This is a genomic window from Chryseomicrobium excrementi (assembly GCF_002798305.1).
Taxonomy (GTDB): domain Bacteria; phylum Bacillota; class Bacilli; order Bacillales_A; family Planococcaceae; genus Chryseomicrobium; species Chryseomicrobium excrementi.
Genome location: NZ_PCGR01000002.1, coordinates 738,299 through 759,490 on the forward strand (window position 1 = coordinate 738,299; position 21,192 = coordinate 759,490).

Sequence of the window (21,192 nt, forward strand, 5' to 3'; positions counted from 1 at the left end):
ATTTTAATCGATTGGCATTTTTTTGTACAAATGAAACCCAACACCCGTAGCTTCTTTGATTTCATATAACGCATGGTCAGCTTCTTTCAATAATTGGTTTTTGTTTTTAGCGGAACCAGGATAGTATGCGCCTCCCATGCCGATTTGAATGGAAATAGAATGCTCCTGATAAATGAAAGGTTCTTCAAATTGGTAAAGGATTCGTTTGGCGACCTCTCCGATTGTGTCTATATCTTTAATATGTGGAATGATGATAGCAAACTCATCTCCGCCGAACCGCGCTACAATGTCATGATCACGCAAAACTCGTTGAAGACGAAGTGCGGTTTCTTTGATGACCGCATCGCCAGCGTCGTGGCCATAGGTATCATTAATATCTTTAAAGCGATAGCCGTCTATCAGAAACAGGGCTAAAAGCTCACCTGTGCCTGTAGTTTGCTGAAGTAGATAATCCATTTTATCATCAAATGCTCTCCGATTCGGCAGTCCTGACAAATGATCAATAAAAGCCATCCGCTGAAGTTCATCTTGTAAGTTTGTCTCAGCGGTAGCATCTCTAAGTAATAAATACCAGCCTTGCTCTCGTTCAGCAATAGTGATGGGTATAAATTTTACTTTGATATACTTGGTGTCTTCTTGATTGATTCGTGTGACCCAAAGTTCATGTCGAGAGGTCTTTTTAGGTTTAGGTTCTGTTGTGAACCATTCATCGAAAAATGATTCTTTAAACCAGTCTGTTAAATAACTGCCTTCTAGTTCATGGGCAGTGGCCTTAAGAAAAGTTGTAGCTTCAGGATTGCATTTCACAATGCGCCCGTGTGTGTCTACTTGAAAAATGGCTTCATTGTTTAATTCAATCAAAGATTCTAAACGCATCCGTTCTTCATCTACCTGACGTTGTGCCTCTTTTAAATGCTGTAACGCTTGTTCATGTTCGGTAATATCTCGGACAATAGCCATAATAAAATGAAGGTTCAGCTTCTCTAAGTAGATGGGGGTCAGTAGACTTTCTCCAATATAATGCTGACCTTTGTGTTCAATAGGCATCTTAAACCGGATCTTGTTCATGGAAAGTCGCGCTTCATCGTAGTGTTCTCTTAATGAGATATATGCTTGGTCAGATACCATAGATTTCATCGTCACACGCTGGGAAAGATCAGGGAGTTTTACGGTTTGCTTGGCAGCTTGATTGGCATAGATGTATTCGTAATCGTTCCCGTTATAGCTCATTACAAATACTAAATCATCAATTTGATCAAAGGTTTGTGTTACCAGTGATAAAAACTCACTTCCCAGCTCGTCAAATAATTGCTTGATTCGCATGCGACCGTCCCCCTGCACCTTTTTTCTTATTATGCCATAGTTCTAGTGCTTGAATGTAGATTTTTGAGGTTTATACTAAATGTATATGTCATTTATTGCGGAAGGAAACCTATCTATGATCTCAAAAAGAACAAAAATTTCTTTAGCTCTAGTTGGGGGACTGGTTGCTGTTGTCTCACTAACACAACCTTTTTTATTTTTGTTTATCACTCTTCCACTAGTGCTGATTACTATTGGATATATAGTTGCCCGAAAAGTACAGGCGAAGGTGCCTCCTGGGTGGCTTTCTCTATTGTTATCTGTAATTGCAGGAGGTGTGGCGGTCTTTTTATCGGCTATCGTGCTGTATACTCTTGTTGAAATGGGATACAATGGAAAGAGTAATGCGGAACTGGATCGCTTTTATGTATTGGAATCAGCTGCAAGAACCGCTCAAAATGTTACCGTTTTTCTAGCATTTTTATTAAGTTACCTGAACTTTATTGCATTTTTAGATCGACGCCGTGAAGTGAAAAAGAAGGAGAAAACGTTATCGTGAAATTTAGTTTTTGGTGGGGAGTTGCAGTGATTTATATGGCTGTGATTTTTTACTTATCTCATCAACCGGCAGTGCATTCAAATGAACTGAGCACAAGTTTCACAGAAGTCGTTATTGAACTAGTAGGAGAAGAGACGTTCCGACCCCCTTTAACGCTTGATCAATTGAATTATCTATTAAGAAAGTCCACTCATTTTATTGCTTATTTTGGACTTGCACTCGTCTTCTGGATGGCCTTAGAGAAGAGAGGATTTACAAGATATGTAACAGCATGGGGACTTGCTACACTTTATGCCTGTACGGATGAGTTTCATCAAATATTTGTAGAAGGAAGAGGGGGCCAATTGCGAGATGTCGGAATTGATAGCTCGGGAGCAGCTTTAGCCATGCTCGTAATCTTAGCTATACAAATGACCCGAAGACTGCTGTCTCCGGGCCCAAAATCTTCTTAATGTGTTTGTACAGTTAATAAACGTGCTGCTTTCAATCGATTGCGAACTGCAATTCCTCCAGCAGCAGCTAGCACAGCCTTCAAGATTCCAACTGGAATGAATGGCGTAGCTCCTCCGGTAATTGCTGCAGTCCAAGCCAACTCAGCTGCAAACTTCAGCCAAGCAGTACCGAATGCCAAAGTGACAATCATTCCAATAACATTGGCAACAATAGCTTGTTTTACAGTGAAGCTTGTTTTTTCAAGATAGTATCCAATTAGAAATGCGGTTGGTAAGAATCCAACTAAATAGCCCCCTGTTGGACCGACAAGTGCACCAAGTCCACCGCTCATACCTGCAAATACAGGAGCACCGACAGCGCCAAGTAGTAAGTAAATGGCTACCGATAATGTTCCATAGCGGCTTCCTAAAATTGTGGCTGCGAGTCCAATTGCCAATGTCTGACCTGTGATAGGTACAGCAGTGAAAGGCAGAGGAATCGTGATTTGGGCAAAGACTGCAATAATAGCTGCAAACAGTGCGCTGACAATCATCATTTTTAAACGTTCATTTCTCATCTGGTCATCCACCTTTATGTAAAATGAGTTAACCTTAAAAATATATGGGTTAACACATATTTAGAATACTGATAATTTATCGAAGCGTCAAGGAATTTTTAGTAGGGGTGATACTTATGTGGAGCTCATTTAATAAGTTGGGTTATCTGGTGATATTCCTAGTACTTTTAACAGGATGTGTAATGGCTCCACTAGAAGTCGAATTATCACCACAAGAGAAAGTACGCATCGTGCTACCAAATTCAGTAGAGCCTGTCGACCTTTCCTCATATGAAGAAGAACTTCTTACCAAAGTAAATGAAGCCCGAGCTGAAGAAGGTGTCGAGCCTCTCACATATGATCCTCATGTCGCAAAAGTGGCCCAACTCAAAGCACAGGATTTACTAACGAATAATTATTTCGAACACGAATCCCCAACTTATGGGGCGCCTAGTGAGATGCTCACTCAGTTCGGGGTTGAGTGGATTGCTTCCGGTGAAAACATAGCTGCAGGGCAATTGTCTGTTGAAGAAGTTCATCAAGGATGGATGGATAGTCCAGGGCACCGAGAGAATATCCTGAACCCGATGTTCACCCATATCGGTTTCGGGTTTTCAGAGGGTGGAGGGGACTACGGAACCTATTGGGTTCAAATGTTCACAGCCTACTAACCTCGCGTTTAAAGCTCTTGAGTAAGGGAATACTAGCTGTAACTCAGACTGAAGGAGCGTGACATTGATGGAGGCAAAAGAAACTGCATTGCATATTTTAGATGAAAGTCGTTTAGGAACGATGGCTACTGTAAGTGGAGGGAAACCTCATAGTCGCTATATGACATTTTTAAATGACGGGTTCACCTTGTTTACTCCAACTAGTAAAGGTTCTGAAAAGGTAGATGAATTGGAATCCAACCCATACACACATATTTTGATTGGATATGAAGGGGACGGTTTTGGGGATGCTTATCTAGAAATTTTGGGTCGTGTCTCGATTTCTGAAGATGAAGGTCTGAAGGAAAAGATTTGGAATGACCGCATGAAAAATTGGTTTGAAGGGCCTCATGATCCAAAGCTAGTTATTTTAAAAGTATCGCCTGAATCGGCTCGTTTGATGAATAAAAGTGGAGAGCCGCCTCAAGACATTCAGTTTTAATCAGAAAGACCGGTCCACAAAATGTGGACCGGTCTTTTTTCATTCATCACGTTTTTCAAGATTCATAGGACGGATTGTTCCCCAAGGGCTTACATAGATTGTAGCTTTCAAATCCACCGCTTCTTCAAGGGCTAAACCCTGCCCTTGCTCCACGTAGAATTGTTCCAGGTTGTCGACACTTACTTGACCTCCCCAGTACTGACCATGTAAAGCGCCTAAAAAGTCGGATGTCTCCATTCTGTCAACAGCTGCATAACCATCGACACCTTCTACAAGGGAAAAGTAGACGGTCTCACCGTCTTGAATCTTGTTGTCTTTTGCTGCTTGATTGATATCTGGATATTGAAGTAATACATACTCTCCGTAAAAAGGATCAAATGGATCGAACGGTTCCGCCCGCAATACAAATTCATCACCAAACCAGCTCGTTGCGAAGTAGCTTAACAAAATTCCGATGACAGCTACCGTTTGAAGAATAGGGAGAAGCCACTTCTTCATGTTGCAGCACCTTCTTTCTTACGATTCAGCCACCAACCGATTCCCGCTAAGACAAACAACAAGATAGCACCAAGTAAGAAGAACAATGCCATATCGAGGCGTTGCCATGCGTAAATAAAGTAGATGACAAACTGAATGAGAATGAAGAACAGGAATCCACCACGGAGTGAGCGTCCTTCCCTTTGGGCAAGAATCAAGTACCCAAATGCAACGATTTCTGCCAAGACGGCTAGCCCTATGGCTGTGTCATCGTAAAGTAAGAAACCGACGAGTCCTATAACGCTGATCCAGGCAACAGGACGGTGCCATTTCCAAAGAACCACTGCTAGGACACTGCTGACTACTAGTAAAAGTCCAGACTCAAAATAAGTCAAATTCACCAAATCTAAGTTGGTTTCTCCTCTAGCAATTAAGTAGCCAATACCAGTGATTCCCGCCAAGATTTGGAGTAAGGGTTGAACCACCACTTTCTTTTGTGCTCCTAAGAACAATAAGCCGCTTAATGTGAATAATGTCCAGATGGGCCACAGAGCACTTTCGTACTCTACGAGTATCCAGAGGAGCAATCCTGCTCCAAATAAATGAATGAAGCTAAAGGCATTTGCTTCTGGTCTTTGTGAATAGTAGAAGTGAGCAAGAGTGATCAAAACAAATGCTCCCCACTCGATCCAACCGACATCAGGTAAGAAAGAAAACAGCAGCAATACACCTGCGATAAAACTTGCGATTGAAAATACAGGATGTTTAATCAAATAAATATGTGCTAGCGCAGCCAGGTATGCGAGCCAGGGTAATACAGAATTGGCTACTGGTAAATGGAAGGTCTGCAACGTTACGAGAACGGCCGCAATAAAAAAAGCATATCCTGTGACATAAAAGAGAATAGGCTGACCCATTCTTCTCTTTTCAGAAAAAGCGGCGATACCATAAGCCACCCACATGAATAGTAGGAAAGTGATGGTTTTCAATACATCAGGGATGGCGCCCCAGTTGGCAGCGATGAAACTAAACACAGCAAGAGTTAAAAAGATAAGTCCAACGGTCAATAACAGCGGAATTTTACGTTTCTGCGGTTGCTTCTGTTCATAACTGGTAATGGCGTCAACTGTTGCCTGGTCAACTAGTCCCGCCTGATGCCACTCACGAACTTTGTGTTGCCAATCGTTCATTTGTCCCACCTCCTAAGCTAAGTATACTGCTAGATTTTCCCTATAGCTATCTGATTTTTTTATCGCTTTCCTGTATACTAAAAGGGAACGTTTAGGAGGAATACGATGAAAAAAATCTTACTTACGGGCTTTGAGCCTTTTTTATCATTTTCACTTAATCCGACGATGCAGATTGTCAAAGAGTTGCATGGTAGCACAGTAAAAGATTACATAATTGAAGGACATATTTTACCTGTTGATTTCAAAAAATCAGAAGTCGAGTTAGTGAAGCTACTGGACACAGTTCAGCCGGATATTCATATTTCTTTAGGCCTTGCGGGTGGACGTTCTAAAATCACACCGGAACGGATTGCTATCAACGTTAAAGATGGTGATGCAGATAACGAAGGCAATAAACCGCAAGATGAAGCTATTGATCCTAACGGACGAGAAGGATATTTTTCCACACTTCCTATTCGGGCTATGGTGGACGCTATGAACAAGGCTGGTTATCCGGCCTCGATTTCCAACACGGCAGGTACGTATTTGTGCAACAACATTATGTATGTAGGCCGCAAGTATGCAGAAGAGCATGGAGGCCAGATGCCATCAGGATTTATTCATATTCCAGCATCTCATGAACTCGCAATTGAACATGGGCGTATCCCAAGTTGGTCTCATCAAGATCTAGTCGAGGCTATCCGCATTTGTATAGAAACTACAGTGAACTTTGGAGGAATGAAACATGACTGATCCGTATACATCTTGGAGTACCTCTCCATTTGTAGACGAGGACATGAAGCAGCAGTTACAAGCGATGTCACTTGAAGAACGCCAGGATGCCTTTTATCAAAATTTAGAATTTGGTACGGGTGGGATGCGCGGAGTGCTTGGTCCTGGCACCAATAGATTGAACCTATTGACTGTGCGCAGAGCAGCGAGAGGAATAGCTCAGTACATAGAAACGCAAGGGGAGGCAGCTAAGCAACGTGGTTTCGTGATTGCCTTTGATAACCGACGGATGTCCAAAGAGTTTTCTCGTGAAGTAGCGTCAGTAGTTGCTGACGCGGGTGTTCGTGTCTATCTATATGAAGAACCTCGAACAACACCACAATTGTCTTATTCTGTGCGAGCATTGAACACGTTCATGGGAATGATGATTACAGCTAGTCACAATCCTCCTGAGTATAATGGGTTAAAAGTTTATGGTGAAGACGGGGCACAGCTGAATTTAGAAGATGCCAAACAAGTGGTTGATGTAATTAATCAATTAGATGGGGCTGAGACTTTAGAGCCTGCCTCATTCCAGACTTATTTAAACTCTGGACGAATTCAGTTCATCGGCGAGAAGCTGGACCAAGAATATCAGCAACAAGTGAAAACGGTAGTGTTTGATAAAGAGCTCTTCCAAACTACAGACTTACGAGTAGTTTTCACACCGCTTCACGGTGCTTCAGGTGGAACGGTTCGTTTATTAATGGAAGACCTGGGGATTACCAATCGCTATTTTGTGGAGTCGCAGATGGAGCCGGATCCAGAATTTCCAACTGTAGTCTCTGCAAATCCCGAGGATCACAGTGCATTTGAAAAGGCAATGGAACTTGGCGCCGCTAAACAAGCCGAATTACTCATTGCAGTGGATCCGGACGGCGACCGTGTAGGCTTAGCTGTTAGGGATGGGCAAGAGTACAAATTGTTAAACGGGAATGAAACAGGAGCGCTTGCACTTCATTTCGTTCTTTCCCAACATCAACAGCGTGGGACACTTCCGTCAGGAGGAGTTGCATACAAAACTATCGTTACATCTGAACTGGGAAGAGTGATTGCGGAGTCATTTGGTGTGGAGATGGAAGATGTCTTAACAGGGTTCAAATTTATCGGTGAAAAGATTCGTGAGAATGAGGCGAATCCTGATTATACGTTTTTGTTCGGGTACGAAGAGAGCTATGGATATCTTGCGAAACCTTTTGCCAGAGATAAAGATGCTGTGCAACTCGTGGTCTTGCTTGTAGAGATGGCTGCACACTACAAGCAAAAAGGTATGACTTTATTAGATGCTTTAGACGCACTATATACCAAGTACGGAGCTTTCAAAGAAAAGCTGATTTCGGTCACTGTGAAAGGTGCCGGTGGAGCTAAACAAATCAAACATGCTCTAGAAGATGTAAGAAAGAATCCACCTGAAGCGATAGCTGGTATTTCTGTGGAGGTGATAGAAGATTATCTTTCCCAAGTCCGAAAGTCCCAGCAGGGTTCTGAGAAACTCCACTTACCTGAAGCAGATGTTATCAAATTCATGCTAACTGATGGTACATGGGTGTGTTTACGCCCTAGTGGGACGGAACCTAAGGTCAAATATTATATTGGAGTCCGAAAAGATTCAAAAGAGCAAGCACTAAAGAACGTGGAAATTGTTTCGGGTTGGGTAGAAAGTTGGATGAAAACGAAATTGGAACTCTAAACTTTCCCAACCCCAGAGACCTATCTATTTAAAAACTCGGTTGCTATAATTAGGTTAACGAAATGACCGAGGAGGAACTTATCGTGAATGCAAACTCAATCTTAACAACAAGACCGATGGATCAGCTCTACGTAACTGGATTAAAGAAACGTTTTCTGGAAACGTTAAAAGAAGAATCAATGATTTTTGCAAGCCATGCACCGAATCGAGTCCATGCAGTGATTCAAGCAGTGTTTGATCTGATGAATCAGGAACGTGTGGTCGAGGCTTCCAAAAGTGAGATTGCTGAACGTGCAGGACTCACTCTTTATTTCGCTTCACAAATCTTAAAGCAACTTGAAAAAGAAGGCTATGTGTTATTGCGCCGAGGTATCATGGTGCTTCAATTTAAATAAGACCCCCAAATTGACCTGCTTGTGACTTTACGAGCAGGTCGTTTTTTATTTTGAATGCGCTACAACTTTTTCAGGAACTCTTTTTACAACAATTTTTCAACTTGAAAAATTAAAGAGTGCTCGGAAAAGACACGCTTATCTGTGGGTGCGGCCATCAGAATCCTCGCGGCATATCAAAGCTTGTCTAGTTCCACCGGCTAGAAACCCACTCGAAAATCGGCCACACCCAATAAGGCAAAGAACGCCTCACCGGGTCCGTCCATTTCCCGAGAAACTTCTGACCAAGCCGGTTCCTCTTTTCGTAGCGCTTTGGCCTCCGCTGCGGGTTCTTCAAATCACTCTGAAGCCACGGAACGCGCATTTTTTCCTTCACACTCTCCTCTATTGAAAGCTACAGAGAATGTTGTGTAAAAGCGTGCCGTAGATCTTGGGGCTGTTTCCTGAAGGATCAGGTCGATGCCGGATATCACCCGTGTCGCTTAGATGTCTAGTTACACCGGCTAGAAACCCACTCGGAAATCGGCCACACCCAATGAGGCACAAAACGCCTCACTGTGTCCGTCCGATTCCCGAGAAACTTCTGACCAAGCCGGTTCCACTTTTCTAGTGTGAAGTGATTGGGAAGATTCGGCGCGGCCCTTTTGGAAATAGTCCCAAGTCAGGCACGATTCTAGCAGCATAAACATACTTCTCAAAGACTTATTTGGTTTATTAAAGTGGCTTCGGGGTTCTCCTCTTGGAAAAAAGCGTCACAGGTGAAACTAATCAAATTTGGCAAGTTCCCGCAGCTTTACTAGAGCTGTCTTCTTGCGTTTCTTGACTCCAGGAACCGACAAGCCAATCCTCTCAGAAATCTCTTCAGCTGTATAGCCTTCATAGTAACTCAATAGTAAAACCTCTTGAAGCAAGGGAGGCAATTCTATAACCAGTTCGTGAAACTTCTGTGTAGGGAGTACACTGCTCGCATTCGCAAAGAAAGAGTCTTCCATAGGAACATCTTTCGTCGATTTCTTCAATTCATCCAAGACTGCTCCATACATCGACCGGTACGCATAACCGGCAAACGAGCCCTTTGACTCTTCGTAGTTTTCCCATGCTTTCCATAAAGCAATCAATGCGGTCTGACGAAAAAGTTCATGATCTCTATAGATGGATGTTTTTCGTAGTATACTCGAAATCATCGGTTGGTACGCTTCAGCAAGTAATTCAAATTGCATGTGATGTATCCTCAATCGTTTGCGCAAACGGAAATTCCTAGGTAGCTTTAGTTTATTAGAACAAGCGCGAAGTGACGAAAGGTGATAAATACGGTAATAAGAACGAAACGAGTACGTTTGTCTTACAAAACAGTGCTTTTCCAAAATGAAACTTTCATAAAATGAGGAAAATTCAGATAAAACTATTTACTGCCTAAAAATGGAACGTTATACTGAAACTAGTTGATTATGGAGGAGCCACGTGAATGGAATTAGATAAACATTTAGCGCTTTGGACCTTAGACAAACGGTCCATTTATGCTGTTGCAGGATGGTACATACACCCTTTTAAGTCGATAATCCTTACTTCTGATGGACCCATCTATTCAGAATTGAAGCCAAGTGAAGTTATGCAGTTGTTCTGTGTGTTACATGGGGCGTCATACAAAGGAAGAGAAGAGGCGACACGAATATTAAGTAACTTTCGCTTCAATAAAAAAGTTCCCGTATTAATTGCTTCACCGGATATTGCCGCTTTTCCTACATGTTCTCCTTCGCATCTCGATTGTGTATGGATCTTTAATCAACCTATGTCGTTTGTGGAGATTTCGGAAACCAGAACCCTCATTATCTTTGGTGATGGTCAGCAATTGGAAGTAGCAGTCTCTATTTCTTTATTAGAAAAACAATGCAGCCGTATGTATAGTGTGATCGGCTATCAAATGAAGCAAAAATAGGAAAAGGCTCCCACCGCTAAAATAGCAGGGGAGCCTTTTGCTTAGTTCTTATTGTACACGAGCAAATCCGAAACCAGATGCATAGTCATCGCCAACTGCTGCACCACGACCACCTAAGATGTCGTTCGCTTTTGCACGGTTTTGTAAGTTTGTACGTAATTGAGCTGCAGTCCAAGATGGATTTTGAGCCCATACTTTTGCTGCTAAACCAGCCACGTGAGGAGAAGCCATAGATGTACCACTGATTGTGTTGTAGCCACCGTTGTTCCAAGTAGAATAGATAGCTGCACCTGGAGCTGAGATTTCTACGTCACCTACACCAATCACGTAGTCCCCATCAGTTGCCGTATATCCACGGGAAGAGAAGTCTGCTACACGTAATGTGCCATTTTCAAGACGGTTTTCAAGAGCTGCGACGGCAATGGCATTTTTAAGTGCGCCAGGGTATCCAATTGTACCAGCACGGTAACCTGAGTTTCCTGCTGCTGCAACCACTAATACACCTTTACCATATGCATAGTCTACTGCACTTGAGATTAAGCTGTTGTTTGCTGATGAACCTAAAGACATGTTGATTACTGTTTTTGTTCCAGTAGCAGAAGCTTGGTCTGCTGCATGGCGAATCGCAGCTGCGATATCATCCGAGTAACCTGAGCCGTCATCACCTAGTACTTTGTAAGCCCATAGATCTGAATCAGGAGCAACTCCGTAAACTCCAGCGCCGTCACTACCACCATCTGCAAGCGCAGAACCTGCAACGTGAGTTCCATGACCGTTTGCATCATTACACTGACCGTTTGTTAATCCAGCAGAAGTTGTGAAATCTTTACATTGTTCTACTGTGTTTACAAGGTCCAAGTGATTGACGTTAACGCCTGTGTCTAGAACCGCTACATTGATTCCTGCTCCACCAGAAGTTGATGTCAAGCTGTTGTTGTTATAGATCGCTTTGATACCCCAAGGCACTTGTTGAGTAGGATATTCAGCAAGAGGTTGTACTGTACCTGGTTTTTTCGCTGCACGTACATCCGCTGCTACTGTTACTTCATCAACTAGAGAAACTTTTAAGTTCTTGTTTTTCTGAAGAGCTGCAAATTGTTTCTCTGTCATTTCAGTAGTGAATGCATTTCCGTTTGAGAACTCCCAACGTTTGCCGTATTGTGCTTTAGCGGCATTTAATTGAGACTTCGATTGGCTCATTGTAGAAACTCCTTGAGTAGAAGATGCTTCAATAAGAACACGAACCTTATCTCCAACGTTTGCATTTGCGTTTAGTTCTGCAGCCGAAGCTCCACCGACAGTTCCTACCATAGAAATTGCTAACAAACCACTCATTACCAATGCTTTTGCTTTGTTCATTTTCATCGATTTCTTCTCCTCCACCATTGTCTGATTGTTTGAGGTTCATGGGACTTTCGAAAATTGGGGATTAGAATTCCTACTATTCAACTGATGTCCAACCATCATTTGAATCAAGTCTAATCCGTTTTCTATGTACCATCCGATCTCAAGTCGGCTGCGGTAAGCTGGATTATGTATTGATAAGAAGTATGTTTTGCGCAGAACATAAAGCACTTATCATATCCAATACTTACAGAATGTTTCCCATTCCCTTTGCAAAGGTTTTCGCGGGGGTGTTGCTAAATTGACTATATCATGGACAGAATATTTTGTTTATTGGGAAAAATTAAAGGGGAATGTACGTTCTCTTTTCCCAACATTTTCCGCTTATTCCCTGTCTATACATTCCATTATTTGTTTTGTTAATTCCGAAAATTTGTTCTAAAATAGAAGGGAGCCGAGAGGAGGTAGAGGCAAGTTGAAGATAGGATCATTAATTAAGTTCCACCGAACAAAGCAAGGATTGACACAACAAACCCTTGCAGATGGAATCTGTTCCGTTCCTCATTTGAGTAAAATTGAGAACAATAGCAAAGAAGCTAATGAAGAGACGATACGCCTACTCTTAGAGCGCCTAAGCATAGATCTACAAGACGTAGAAAAGTTGGAAGAAGAGATTAAAGAACTTTTAAAGCAGTTTACTGATCAGATGTATTATTTGGAGAGAGAAGAAGTTCATAAATCCTATAAGGCCTTACAAGAAAAAAAAGAACTGATTCCGTTCACTGAATATTTATATCTCTATGAATTATATAAAACTCGCTATTTTTTATTTACAAATGATTTAGATGAAGCTGAAAAACAACTGAAATGGTTAAGTGCACATAAACAGAACTTTTCCCAACAAGAGCAATATTTACATTTGTATGTTGGTGCTATAGCTTTAATATTAAGGGGGAAAATGGAAGAGGCCGACAAACAATTGGGCTATCTAATTGAAAATGCGGTACTTACTCCAGATTACATCGGAGAGTTGAATTACAACTTCTCTTTAGTGAAATCTAGTTTAAGTCAATATGGCCCCTCAATTTATTATGGGAAAAATGCACTGCAACAATTTAAAGAGGATTTTAATTTCATTCGTATAGTAAATACTCAAATGTTGTTGGCAGTCAACTATTCTCGAGCAAACATGTTTAATGAAGCGGAGGAGATCTACAAACATTTAATTCGTAATACTCGAATTCTTAAAATGACAAATCATCTACCTCGTATATTCCATAATATGGGTGATTTATATCATACAATGAGCGATTATGAGAAGTCATGTATGTATTTCGAAAAGGCGATGAGCCTGTTACCAGAAGAGTCTGAACTGTACATGTTGTGCTTATATAATAAAGCGATATCTGAAAGCCAGTTAAATAGACTCGAAATAAGTGAGGCTAACTTCGATCAACTTTATCAAATTGCTTCGAAGTCTAAAATTCTTCATTATCAGCTCTTTGCAAAGTTTTATTCCCTTTATATTAATGATAAAGAGACTGATGCGATGGAATATTTGGAGAATAAAATTCTTCCATATACAAAGAAGCATTCCGAACTAAAAGAATCTCATCATCATTTTGCTCATCTGCTCTCTGAATATTATAAAGAGCGAGGGCAATATGATAAAGCATTAGAATTAATAAATTAAATTAAGAGGAGTGTTAATAATGAAAAAAGGAATTTTTATTGGCGCATTATTGGCTTTTGCTTTATTTGCAACTATTTCACAAGACGTAACTATGTTATCAGCACCTGAATTTTTCTCACCATCGGGTTCTAAACCACCGACAATTCCAATTCTTCCACCAGTAGATTGATTCTAAGAGGCCTTGGCCTCTTTTTTTTGTCTTCCTAAAGGCTAATTCGATAGAAAAAAGGAAAAATTTGCTTTGTGTCGATGACTATTTTCTACTATTATTAAAAGAAAACACAAAGTAGGCATGTACATGAACTATAAACAATACATTCTAGACGAACTGGATGCCCAGTCCCTCTATTATGATCCAAATGCGAATGCATATGTAAAGCTTACAAGTGATGAGGAATTGACTGAGAAAGAGCTTGAATTATTGCTTAAACGCATTGGTTACACCAAATCGATGATTGAGCAGAAGTTAAATCACATAAAAAATTTACTTAATTTACTTACGAAGCATTTGATCTATACAGATTATGATAAAGCAGAATTTGTCTATTCTGAAGTGACCGCATACGACAGCTTTCTGCCCTATACAAAAAGTCATCGAATGGCGTTGTTACTAAAGATAAGGTTTCATATTGCTAAGTCTCAATTAGATAAAATTCCTCCACTGCTTAGACAAGTGAAGAAATTGAAAAAACAATTTACACCTTTAGAAGAATTACTGTTTGAGTATCTTCTAGGTATACAAGAGATGCTTCAAGGGGATTTAGAATCAGCCAATACTCGTTTGAATCATGTGATTCAAAATACACCTTCACTATATGGATTTGAAGGAGAAGTCTATTATCACTTAAGTATAGTAAAGACTTATCTAGAAGAGCCGAGTCGAGCTATCTATTATGGTAAGAAGGCGCTTGATTATTTAAACCAACAGTATAATTACAAACGAATTCTTCATGCCCAAATGTCACTAGCCATCAATTGTGCTTATGCAAAAATTTATGAAGATGCAGCTGAATATTATGATCATTTATTACGTAATGCACAGTTGTTGAATCAGCAAGAACTAATTCCTCACATTTATCACAACATGGGCGATTTGTACTTTAAGATGGAGAGTTATTCAATGGCGCTTGCCTACTTTAACATGGCGGCGAATCATTTTTCAAAAGAGGATAGTCAGTTTGGTAGCTGTCTGTTCAATTTAGGATTAACTGAGCTTAAGCTCGGGAAAACTGAAGAAGCTAGAATTACATTTAATCGTTTATACGATGTTGCCGATAAGTTAAAACTAGAGAACTTTAAAATTTATGCGACGTATTATCATTACTATTTAACAGGTGATGAAGAAGAGGCGATGCGCTACTTAGAAGAAGTCTTATTGCCCTTCACGAATTCAACACCTACAGAGAAAACAGTGAATCTCATCTTCTCCGAGATGCTCGTCCGCTATTATAAAGAAAAAGGCGATTTTGAAAAAGCTTTTTCCTATATCACAGATGAAAAATATCAATAAAAAGATGCCACTACTGACCGACTTGGTCAGTAGTGGCATCTTTTTAGTTGATTGCTTGCAGGGCTGCTGCAAGTTTAGCGTAGAATCGGATGGATGCGGGTTGAATTTGTAGGTCGTTCAATGCTTTTACCTGGGATGGGTGGAGTCCGGAAACGATGATTTCTACTCCCATAATAGATGCAGCTCTGACGAACTCATCTACTCCTTGCCAATTGGACGAAGCAAAATCGATAGAAGCCGTGAAATCGATGATAGCAATCTCCGTCTTTTCATCCATGAAATGCGTTAACAAACGAGTAAAAATTAGGGTCATCTGACCTGTATCAATAGAGCCAAAGATTGGCACCAATGAGACTCCTTCTCTGATCACAATAGCTGGCGCAGAGAGGTTTTGCATCTCAACAAGTAGAGACTGGACACGATCTTTCTCTTCAACAAGCTCATTATTTCTGATAGACAGTTCAGCTTGTAATAAGCTCAGCTTTGAACTGACTAAGGAATACTGAGAAGATTTCGGGACGACTGTCACGATTCCATCTTCTTTCGTCCATGTGACAAAAAGGTCTACAAAATCCAGTTTCCCTTGTTTTTCTTGTAGGCTGATTTCTAAGGGAGTTCCTGTTGTCAGTGAAGGTAAAAATTTGGCTACCTTGGATTGACTGCCGCTATCCACGATGGAAAGAAAAGTTCGTGCCCAGCCATACTTATGCAAAAACGCGTCGGATGCGTCGATGATTTCAAACTCATGATTGATAACGACAGCTGGTAAAGAAAAATCACGAAATCTTTTTCCCATTCGGCCCTCCTTGTGTAATCCATTCCTCAAGTGCAGGTAGAGATGACATGATATGCACATTTGACGGCAGGAGTGTATTTAAATCAAGCAATTCTGTAATTCTTCCACCAATCACAACAGGAAGAGTAGGATGATCTTCTTTTAATTTGAGTACGAGACTCTGGATCGCCATGATTCTATGAACTAAAGCCGCTGAAATAGCGATTACATCTGGATTCCATCGTTCAATGGCTTTTAGTGCATGCGTTTCTGGCATGTTAGGGCCTAAGTAGCGAACGCGCCATCCGTGTTGTTTAAATACACTGCTAACCATTTTTAAACCGATGTAATGTTCCTCATCTTGAACACCCATTAGCAAAACCGTCTTTTCCTGTCGTTTTTCAGGTTGAATCTGAATATCAAGTTTAGAAAGAATAAAGTCACAGATAGCTGTCGCTAAATGTTCGTCTGCAACGGTTATTTCGTTGTTTTCCCATAGCTGCCCAATTCGCTGCATCGCTGGTGTTAATAAATCATTCATCATGTGATGCCTAGACGAGTGCGTTAATTCTTTCTCAATCAGCTGCATCGCTTGTTCTTCGTCTCCTTGCAGTAGCAGGGAAGCGAGCTGATCTATCTTGTTCAATTGACCGAACTCCTTTCTCTAACCACTTGCATGCCATGTTCCAGACATTGATGCATGAACTCTCGTTGATGTTCATTTTGAACGTGAGGAAGGTGGTTGGCAAGACGTGAGTAATTGTCTTCAATTAAGTGTACAGGAACTTGTCTCGAAGATAAAACATCAATCAACCAGTTGGTGTATTTTTCAAAAACCGATAACGATTGCGTTAAAAAAGCGGTCTCCAAATAGTCGAGGTGGTGATAGTTGTCTTTTAACGTATTTTCCTTTCCGTGCTCTCCAAACTTCTCATGGAGCCAAGGGTTAGAGGAATAGATTTCTTCCGTTACTTGCTCCGCAATCTTATTTTTCCATTCAGTCGTCATGTCGCCACCACCTCATATTGATGAATTGTAGGAATTATTCCGGCAAGTTCTTGGTCCGGATAATGTTTTTCTAATTCGTGAATATCTTTAAACTGTTGGCTACGAACCCATTGTAAATAAGAAACTTTCGTGTCCCATTCCATATAGACACTGATTTCTCCCAACTTTTTCGCATTCTGAAGCAATTGAAAACGAAGGAATCCCGGTTGTTGATCAACTTTACGTGACCGTTTCTTGTAAATCTCGATCACTTCTTGTGCCTTTTCTGAAGGCACAACAAATGTTGAGGTAACTACATACATAGAGTGATACCCTCCTTTTCTGTATCCTAAAGTGTATCACTGTATAATTCGAATGTCGAAGGTTTTGGGGGGTGCAAGTTCCCGTTTTTTCAAATTTTCTGATACGATAAGTAAAAACCAGCAGAGTGGGGAATCAGCTATGAGCGAAACCATTTTAATAGTAGAAGATGAATTGAAAATTGCTCGATTGCTTCAGTTAGAGCTTGAATATGAAGGGTACCGGACACAGCTTGCTCATACCGGAATGGATGGACTGCTCGCATTTCGTGAAGGACAAATAGATCTTGTGTTACTCGATGTGAATTTGCCGGAGATGTCCGGATTTGAAGTACTGAAACGAATCCGTGCGACAGACGACATGACACCTGTTCTAATGCTAACAGCTAAAAGTGCAGTGAAAGACAAAGTGGAAGGTTTAGATCTTGGTGCAAATGATTACATTACGAAGCCATTTGAGATGGAAGAAGTATTTGCACGTATTCGTTCTGCACTTCGTAGGGCGAGCCTTGAAAAACAGCAAGGAGTTCGTGTCGGGACCATCCTCCTTGATGAGGCGCGGCATGAGGTCAAAGTCCATGATGAATCGGTGCAACTGACTCCTCGCGAATTTGAGTTGCTTGCATTCTTGGTGAAAAATCCAGAGCAAGTCCTTACACGCGAACAAATTTTAGATGCAGTCTGGGGCTATGACTATTATGGAGATACCAATGTGGTCGACGTCTACATCCGTTACGTTAGAAAAAAGATTGAAACGTCTCAGTTTCGGTACATTCAAACAGTGCGAGGAGTCGGCTATATGTTGAAGGAGAGCTCCCATGAAACTGAAAGCTAAGATTCATCTGTTTTCCACACTTCTGGCCATCTTGACACTCCTAGCAGTGAATGGTTTGTCGTATTATTTGTTTGAGACCTTTTCGTATTCTAATGCCGCGAATCCACTACGGACGGATGTCCAACAAGTGGCCGCAGCGCTTTCTCAGATTCAAGAGCAGACCGAGATTCCTACAATTCTTCGCGCCTATGCACCTGAGAATGGTGCTCTTCGAGTGGACGGAGAAGGTGCGATTTCTTATGCGGTAGAGACAGAACCTCTTTTGAGAGGCTATGAGACAGATGTCAATTTAAATCAAGCTTTCACCAAAGTCGATACGGAAAATGGCACGGTCTTAAGTGCCGCGACAACGGCTTTACTTGGCTCTGGTGAGATTGTGACCATTACACTCCATCAGTTAACGAGCTCACTCGATGCGACCCTTTCTCTATTGTTCCGCACTTTCGTCATCGCGACTTTGTTAGGAGCACTGTTATTATTTAGCTCGAATTTTTTACTAGGTCGCCAAGTGACGGCTCCGATTGAACAGTTGATCCGTCATATCCAAGGCAATCGAGAACGCGGATCATACCGTGTAATTTCAGTAGATGACCACAAGAAAGAAGAGACAGCGGTGCTAGCTCGTGAATTTAACTCGATGATGGAAAGGCTCGGAGAAAACTACAACAAGCAAGAGCAGTTCGTAGCAAATGCAGCCCATGAACTCAAGACGCCTCTTACCATCATTGAAAGTTACGCAAATCTACTGAAGCGCCGTGGCACTAGGGATGTAGAGGTTACAGCAGAGGCAATAGAAGCCATCACTTCTGAGACGGCGAGAATGAAGCAGATGGTCGAGCAGTTCTTAGAGCTTGCAAGAAGCCAACAGGCAATTGAAATCGAACGTCATTCTTTGGATGTAGTAGCACTCGTTCAAGACCTGGCACTACAACTTGAACGACTTTATTCCCGAGAGATTGTGGTGGAGGCGACCGGAGAAGTCTGGAAATATTCAGATAGTGCAAGATTACGGCAGTTGCTGACGGTATTGATCGACAATGCAAAAAAATATAGTGAGTCGGCTATTGTTGTATCTGTAGATTCCATGCAGATTGAAGTGAAGGACCAAGGTGTCGGCATTCCAGAAAAGGATATTCCCCATGTGTTTGACCGCTTTTATCGCGTGGATGAGGCACGAGCACGAGAGACGGGTGGAAGCGGCATCGGTCTAGCGATTGCTAAAGAACTGGCCACCCAGCTAAACTTGGACATTTCTATAACAAGTGAGTTAAATAAGGGAACTACAGTGACCCTTCATTTTCATGAAGACCCTTCTCATTAAATTTTAATATTTCCCGTCTATACTAAAGAAAACTGATGAAAGGGCTGAAGACTATGCAGGCCAAAACTTCAAAGCCTTGGCTGATACCGGTGATTGTCGCAGCTGTCATTGTCATAGCGAGTCTCCTTTATTTTCAACTGCAAGTGACAGGGGAAGAGCAGCAGACGCCCGCTGAAATTCAAGCACAGCTTGAGCGGGTCTATGGGGGGAAAGTGCTGTCTATGGAGCAGCAACAAGACTCCTTTCTCGTAGAGCTTGAAAAAGAAGATGGGATTTATGAGATTGAAGCGAACGCGACTTACGGAAATGTTACGCAGATCACTCGGCTGACAACTACAGAGACAACAGAACCAACTACTACACCTACAGACACGGAAGAACCGTCAGAACCACAGCAACCGGAGTCTCGCTTGACGGAAGAACAGGCGGTGGAACTCGCACTAAAAGAAGTCTCTGGAACTCTTGAAGATGTTGATTTTGAGGATTCTGAACAAGGTGGTTTTTATCTTATCGAGATCGAGCAACCTGGGCAAGGTGATGAAGATGGTCAAGAAGCGACGGTTCAAATTCAAGCCATAACAGGTGAAGTCTTATCTATAGTGTGGGATGACTAAAGAGCCGATAAGGCTCTTTTTTTATCCGCATGCTTTCTCATCAATTTCTAATGTGGCTCACATAAAACTCTCATCTACGTGGGATATGATAAGAGTAACTTAAAAAACAGGAGGCGTTACAAATGAAATTCAACAAATGGTTCTTACTTCCCGCAGCCGCTGGAGCACTTGTAATTGGAGGAGTCGCACTTGCCGACGATCGAGACGATGTCATGGAGTACCTTCCAGTCAATCAACAGCCTGCTAATGCAGAATTCATCACAGAAGAAGAAGCCACTAAAATTGCAAATGAAAAAGTGGATGGTGAGATTTTAGAGTTGTATCTATACACAGACAGCCGTCGCGCTCACTTTGATGTAGAGATGAAAGATGCCACACACGAGTATGATTTTGATATCGATGCCGTGACTGGAGACGTCTATGACTTTGATAAAGAACGATTAGATGACGATGATGACCGTGATGACGATTCAAATGACGATTCCTCAACAAGCGCACAAGGTCCAGTCCTTACAAAAGAGGAAGTGATCGCAATTGCTAGAAAAGAAGTCGCTTCTGGGGAAGTAACAAAGTTTGAACAAGACGATGATCATTTTGAGGTGGAGATTCGTGACGGGAATCAAGAGTATGATTTTGAGATTCATAAAGTTACTGGAGACATTTTAGAGTTTGATCAAGAACAAGACAACGACCGAGATGATGACTAACGATGAGGAAGGGCGCTTAGCGTCCTTTTTTGCTTTTGTCGTTTAGTCGACTGGAAACTGAGGGTATAGTAGAGGAAATCTCAGTTACATAGGAGGCTATTTTATGAAACGACCTACACCTGATTATAAGATGAACCGAGGTATCCTGACAGCGATTGGAGCCATTGGGCTGGCACAAGGATTAAAAATCTTAACTCATAAAAAAGTGACAGGAGATTGGGATGTGAAAAAAGCCATCTCAACTGGCGGGATGCCAAGTTCTCACTCAGCAGGAGTTACCGCTCTAGCATCTTACGTGGCAGCCAATAAAGGATTTCGCCACACAGAAACAGCTCTGGCAGTAACTTTTGGTATCATTGTTATGTATGATGCTCAAGGGATTCGCCGTCATACAGGAGAGATTGCACAACTAGTCAATGACCTAGAAGATCAATTTGCTAAAATCAGTGGGGAATTCCCAAGTTATCAATATATCGAGCGCGAGAAAGAACTAAAGGAACTGCTCGGCCACCAACCAGTTGAAGTAGTAGCTGGTGCGCTACTTGGAACTGTATTTGGAATCATTTCAGCAAAACTTGAAGGAAAATAAACAGCATAGAGGCTGGGACGTAACTTATCTAGTTCTACAAATGAAAATAAAGATAACAAAA

At 41.6% G+C, this 21,192-nt stretch carries 26 protein-coding genes; 16 read left to right on the forward strand and 10 right to left on the reverse strand.

Annotation, left to right across the window (positions count from 1 at the left end):
* Positions 1 to 3 precede the first annotated feature (3 nt).
* Positions 4 to 1,323: a diguanylate cyclase domain-containing protein gene (locus CQS04_RS08210; protein WP_100353669.1), complete on the reverse strand. Its 1,320-nt coding sequence runs from the start codon at positions 1,321 to 1,323 to the stop codon at positions 4 to 6.
* Positions 1,324 to 1,438: 115 nt separating this feature from the next.
* Between CQS04_RS08210 and CQS04_RS08215 the strand changes: the two genes are divergently transcribed.
* Together CQS04_RS08215 and CQS04_RS08220 are read left to right on the forward strand one after the other, a co-directional pair.
* Complete coding sequence (locus CQS04_RS08215; RefSeq protein WP_133118816.1) at positions 1,439 to 1,861, forward strand: hypothetical protein; 423 nt, start codon at positions 1,439 to 1,441, stop codon at positions 1,859 to 1,861.
* Complete coding sequence (locus tag CQS04_RS08220; protein ID WP_100353671.1) at positions 1,858 to 2,313, forward strand: VanZ family protein; 456 nt, start codon at positions 1,858 to 1,860, stop codon at positions 2,311 to 2,313. Before CQS04_RS08215 ends, CQS04_RS08220 begins: the two co-directional genes overlap by 4 nt.
* On the opposite strand, the gene CQS04_RS08225 is transcribed toward CQS04_RS08220, so the two are convergent.
* Positions 2,310 to 2,870, reverse strand: a complete 561-nt coding sequence (locus CQS04_RS08225) for a biotin transporter BioY (protein WP_100353672.1) — start codon at positions 2,868 to 2,870, stop codon at positions 2,310 to 2,312. The two genes, CQS04_RS08220 and CQS04_RS08225, sit on opposite strands and share 4 nt — an antisense overlap.
* A 182-nt stretch (positions 2,871 to 3,052) precedes the next feature.
* Between CQS04_RS08225 and CQS04_RS08230 the strand changes: the two genes are divergently transcribed.
* Entirely contained in the window at positions 3,053 to 3,520 is a 468-nt protein-coding gene (locus CQS04_RS08230; protein ID WP_165775500.1) for a CAP domain-containing protein, read from the forward strand.
* A gap of 67 nt (positions 3,521 to 3,587) precedes the next feature.
* Positions 3,588 to 4,001, forward strand: coding sequence for a pyridoxamine 5'-phosphate oxidase family protein (locus tag CQS04_RS08235; protein WP_100353674.1), 414 nt, complete (start codon positions 3,588 to 3,590; stop codon positions 3,999 to 4,001).
* Between the two features lie 39 nt (positions 4,002 to 4,040).
* On the opposite strand, the gene CQS04_RS08240 is transcribed toward CQS04_RS08235, so the two are convergent.
* Positions 4,041 to 4,499 (reverse strand): GDYXXLXY domain-containing protein, encoded by a 459-nt coding sequence (locus CQS04_RS08240; RefSeq protein ID WP_100353675.1) that lies wholly within the window; start codon positions 4,497 to 4,499, stop codon positions 4,041 to 4,043.
* Entirely contained in the window at positions 4,496 to 5,668 is a 1,173-nt protein-coding gene (locus CQS04_RS08245) for a DUF2157 domain-containing protein (protein WP_100353676.1), read from the reverse strand. The genes CQS04_RS08240 and CQS04_RS08245 overlap by 4 nt, the downstream gene beginning before the upstream one ends.
* A 105-nt stretch (positions 5,669 to 5,773) precedes the next feature.
* On the opposite strand from CQS04_RS08245, the gene pcp reads away from it, so the two are divergent.
* The 3 genes from pcp to CQS04_RS08260 all read left to right on the forward strand — a co-directional run bounded on the left by pcp (position 5,774) and on the right by CQS04_RS08260 (position 8,503).
* Positions 5,774 to 6,400 (forward strand): pyroglutamyl-peptidase I, encoded by a 627-nt coding sequence (gene pcp / locus CQS04_RS08250; RefSeq protein ID WP_100353677.1) that lies wholly within the window; start codon positions 5,774 to 5,776, stop codon positions 6,398 to 6,400.
* On the forward strand, positions 6,393 to 8,108 hold the full coding sequence (locus CQS04_RS08255) for a phospho-sugar mutase (protein ID WP_100353678.1): 1,716 nt from the start codon (positions 6,393 to 6,395) through the stop codon (positions 8,106 to 8,108). Before pcp ends, CQS04_RS08255 begins: the two co-directional genes overlap by 8 nt.
* Before the next feature lie 83 nt (positions 8,109 to 8,191).
* Complete coding sequence (locus CQS04_RS08260; protein ID WP_165767471.1) at positions 8,192 to 8,503, forward strand: cyclic nucleotide-binding domain-containing protein; 312 nt, start codon at positions 8,192 to 8,194, stop codon at positions 8,501 to 8,503.
* Between the two features lie 761 nt (positions 8,504 to 9,264).
* Here the strand turns inward: CQS04_RS08260 and CQS04_RS08265 are convergent.
* Positions 9,265 to 9,720, reverse strand: a complete 456-nt coding sequence (locus CQS04_RS08265) for an RNA polymerase sigma factor (protein ID WP_100353679.1) — start codon at positions 9,718 to 9,720, stop codon at positions 9,265 to 9,267.
* Between the two features lie 245 nt (positions 9,721 to 9,965).
* On the opposite strand from CQS04_RS08265, the gene CQS04_RS08270 reads away from it, so the two are divergent.
* On the forward strand, positions 9,966 to 10,436 hold the full coding sequence (locus CQS04_RS08270) for a competence protein ComK (RefSeq protein ID WP_100353680.1): 471 nt from the start codon (positions 9,966 to 9,968) through the stop codon (positions 10,434 to 10,436).
* 48 nt (positions 10,437 to 10,484) lie between these two features.
* Here the strand turns inward: CQS04_RS08270 and CQS04_RS08275 are convergent, their stop codons facing one another.
* On the reverse strand, positions 10,485 to 11,795 hold the full coding sequence (locus CQS04_RS08275) for a S8 family peptidase (RefSeq protein WP_100353831.1): 1,311 nt from the start codon (positions 11,793 to 11,795) through the stop codon (positions 10,485 to 10,487).
* 460 nt (positions 11,796 to 12,255) lie between these two features.
* Here CQS04_RS08275 and CQS04_RS08280 point away from each other — a divergent pair, with 460 nt between their 5' ends.
* From CQS04_RS08280 to CQS04_RS08285, 3 genes are all read left to right on the forward strand, one after another.
* On the forward strand, positions 12,256 to 13,473 hold the full coding sequence (locus CQS04_RS08280) for a helix-turn-helix domain-containing protein (protein ID WP_100353681.1): 1,218 nt from the start codon (positions 12,256 to 12,258) through the stop codon (positions 13,471 to 13,473).
* A 19-nt stretch (positions 13,474 to 13,492) separates the two neighbouring features.
* Positions 13,493 to 13,642 carry a hypothetical protein gene (locus tag CQS04_RS13790; RefSeq protein WP_165775501.1) on the forward strand — a complete coding sequence of 50 codons (150 nt, stop codon included), beginning with the start codon at positions 13,493 to 13,495 and terminating at the stop codon, positions 13,640 to 13,642.
* A gap of 129 nt (positions 13,643 to 13,771) precedes the next feature.
* On the forward strand, positions 13,772 to 14,983 hold the full coding sequence (locus tag CQS04_RS08285; protein WP_100353682.1) for a tetratricopeptide repeat protein: 1,212 nt from the start codon (positions 13,772 to 13,774) through the stop codon (positions 14,981 to 14,983).
* Between the two features lie 43 nt (positions 14,984 to 15,026).
* Here the strand turns inward: CQS04_RS08285 and CQS04_RS08290 are convergent, their stop codons facing one another.
* The 4 genes from CQS04_RS08290 to CQS04_RS08305 are packed head-to-tail and all read right to left on the reverse strand — an operon-like array spanning position 15,027 to position 17,068.
* Positions 15,027 to 15,779, reverse strand: a complete 753-nt coding sequence (locus tag CQS04_RS08290; protein WP_100353683.1) for an STAS domain-containing protein — start codon at positions 15,777 to 15,779, stop codon at positions 15,027 to 15,029.
* Positions 15,760 to 16,404, reverse strand: coding sequence for a cobalamin B12-binding domain-containing protein (locus CQS04_RS08295; RefSeq protein WP_100353684.1), 645 nt, complete (start codon positions 16,402 to 16,404; stop codon positions 15,760 to 15,762). The genes CQS04_RS08290 and CQS04_RS08295 overlap by 20 nt, the downstream gene beginning before the upstream one ends.
* Entirely contained in the window at positions 16,401 to 16,766 is a 366-nt protein-coding gene (locus CQS04_RS08300; protein WP_100353685.1) for a hypothetical protein, read from the reverse strand. Before CQS04_RS08300 ends, CQS04_RS08295 begins: the two co-directional genes overlap by 4 nt.
* On the reverse strand, positions 16,763 to 17,068 hold the full coding sequence (locus tag CQS04_RS08305; RefSeq protein WP_100353686.1) for an antibiotic biosynthesis monooxygenase family protein: 306 nt from the start codon (positions 17,066 to 17,068) through the stop codon (positions 16,763 to 16,765). The genes CQS04_RS08300 and CQS04_RS08305 overlap by 4 nt, the downstream gene beginning before the upstream one ends.
* A gap of 139 nt (positions 17,069 to 17,207) precedes the next feature.
* Between CQS04_RS08305 and CQS04_RS08310 the strand changes: the two genes are divergently transcribed.
* From CQS04_RS08310 to CQS04_RS08330, 5 genes are all read left to right on the forward strand, one after another.
* The gene (locus tag CQS04_RS08310) at positions 17,208 to 17,900 is read left to right on the forward strand and encodes a response regulator transcription factor (protein ID WP_100353687.1); all 693 of its coding nucleotides are present in this window, start codon (positions 17,208 to 17,210) and stop codon (positions 17,898 to 17,900) included.
* Positions 17,884 to 19,221: a sensor histidine kinase gene (locus tag CQS04_RS08315; RefSeq protein ID WP_100353688.1), complete on the forward strand. Its 1,338-nt coding sequence runs from the start codon at positions 17,884 to 17,886 to the stop codon at positions 19,219 to 19,221. The genes CQS04_RS08310 and CQS04_RS08315 overlap by 17 nt, the downstream gene beginning before the upstream one ends.
* 35 nt (positions 19,222 to 19,256) lie before the next feature.
* Positions 19,257 to 19,835 carry a PepSY domain-containing protein gene (locus CQS04_RS08320; protein WP_100353689.1) on the forward strand — a complete coding sequence of 193 codons (579 nt, stop codon included), beginning with the start codon at positions 19,257 to 19,259 and terminating at the stop codon, positions 19,833 to 19,835.
* A gap of 122 nt (positions 19,836 to 19,957) precedes the next feature.
* Entirely contained in the window at positions 19,958 to 20,542 is a 585-nt protein-coding gene (locus CQS04_RS08325) for a PepSY domain-containing protein (protein WP_100353690.1), read from the forward strand.
* 103 nt (positions 20,543 to 20,645) lie between these two features.
* Positions 20,646 to 21,131: a divergent PAP2 family protein gene (locus CQS04_RS08330; RefSeq protein ID WP_245858780.1), complete on the forward strand. Its 486-nt coding sequence runs from the start codon at positions 20,646 to 20,648 to the stop codon at positions 21,129 to 21,131.
* Positions 21,132 to 21,192: the final 61 nt, after the last annotated feature.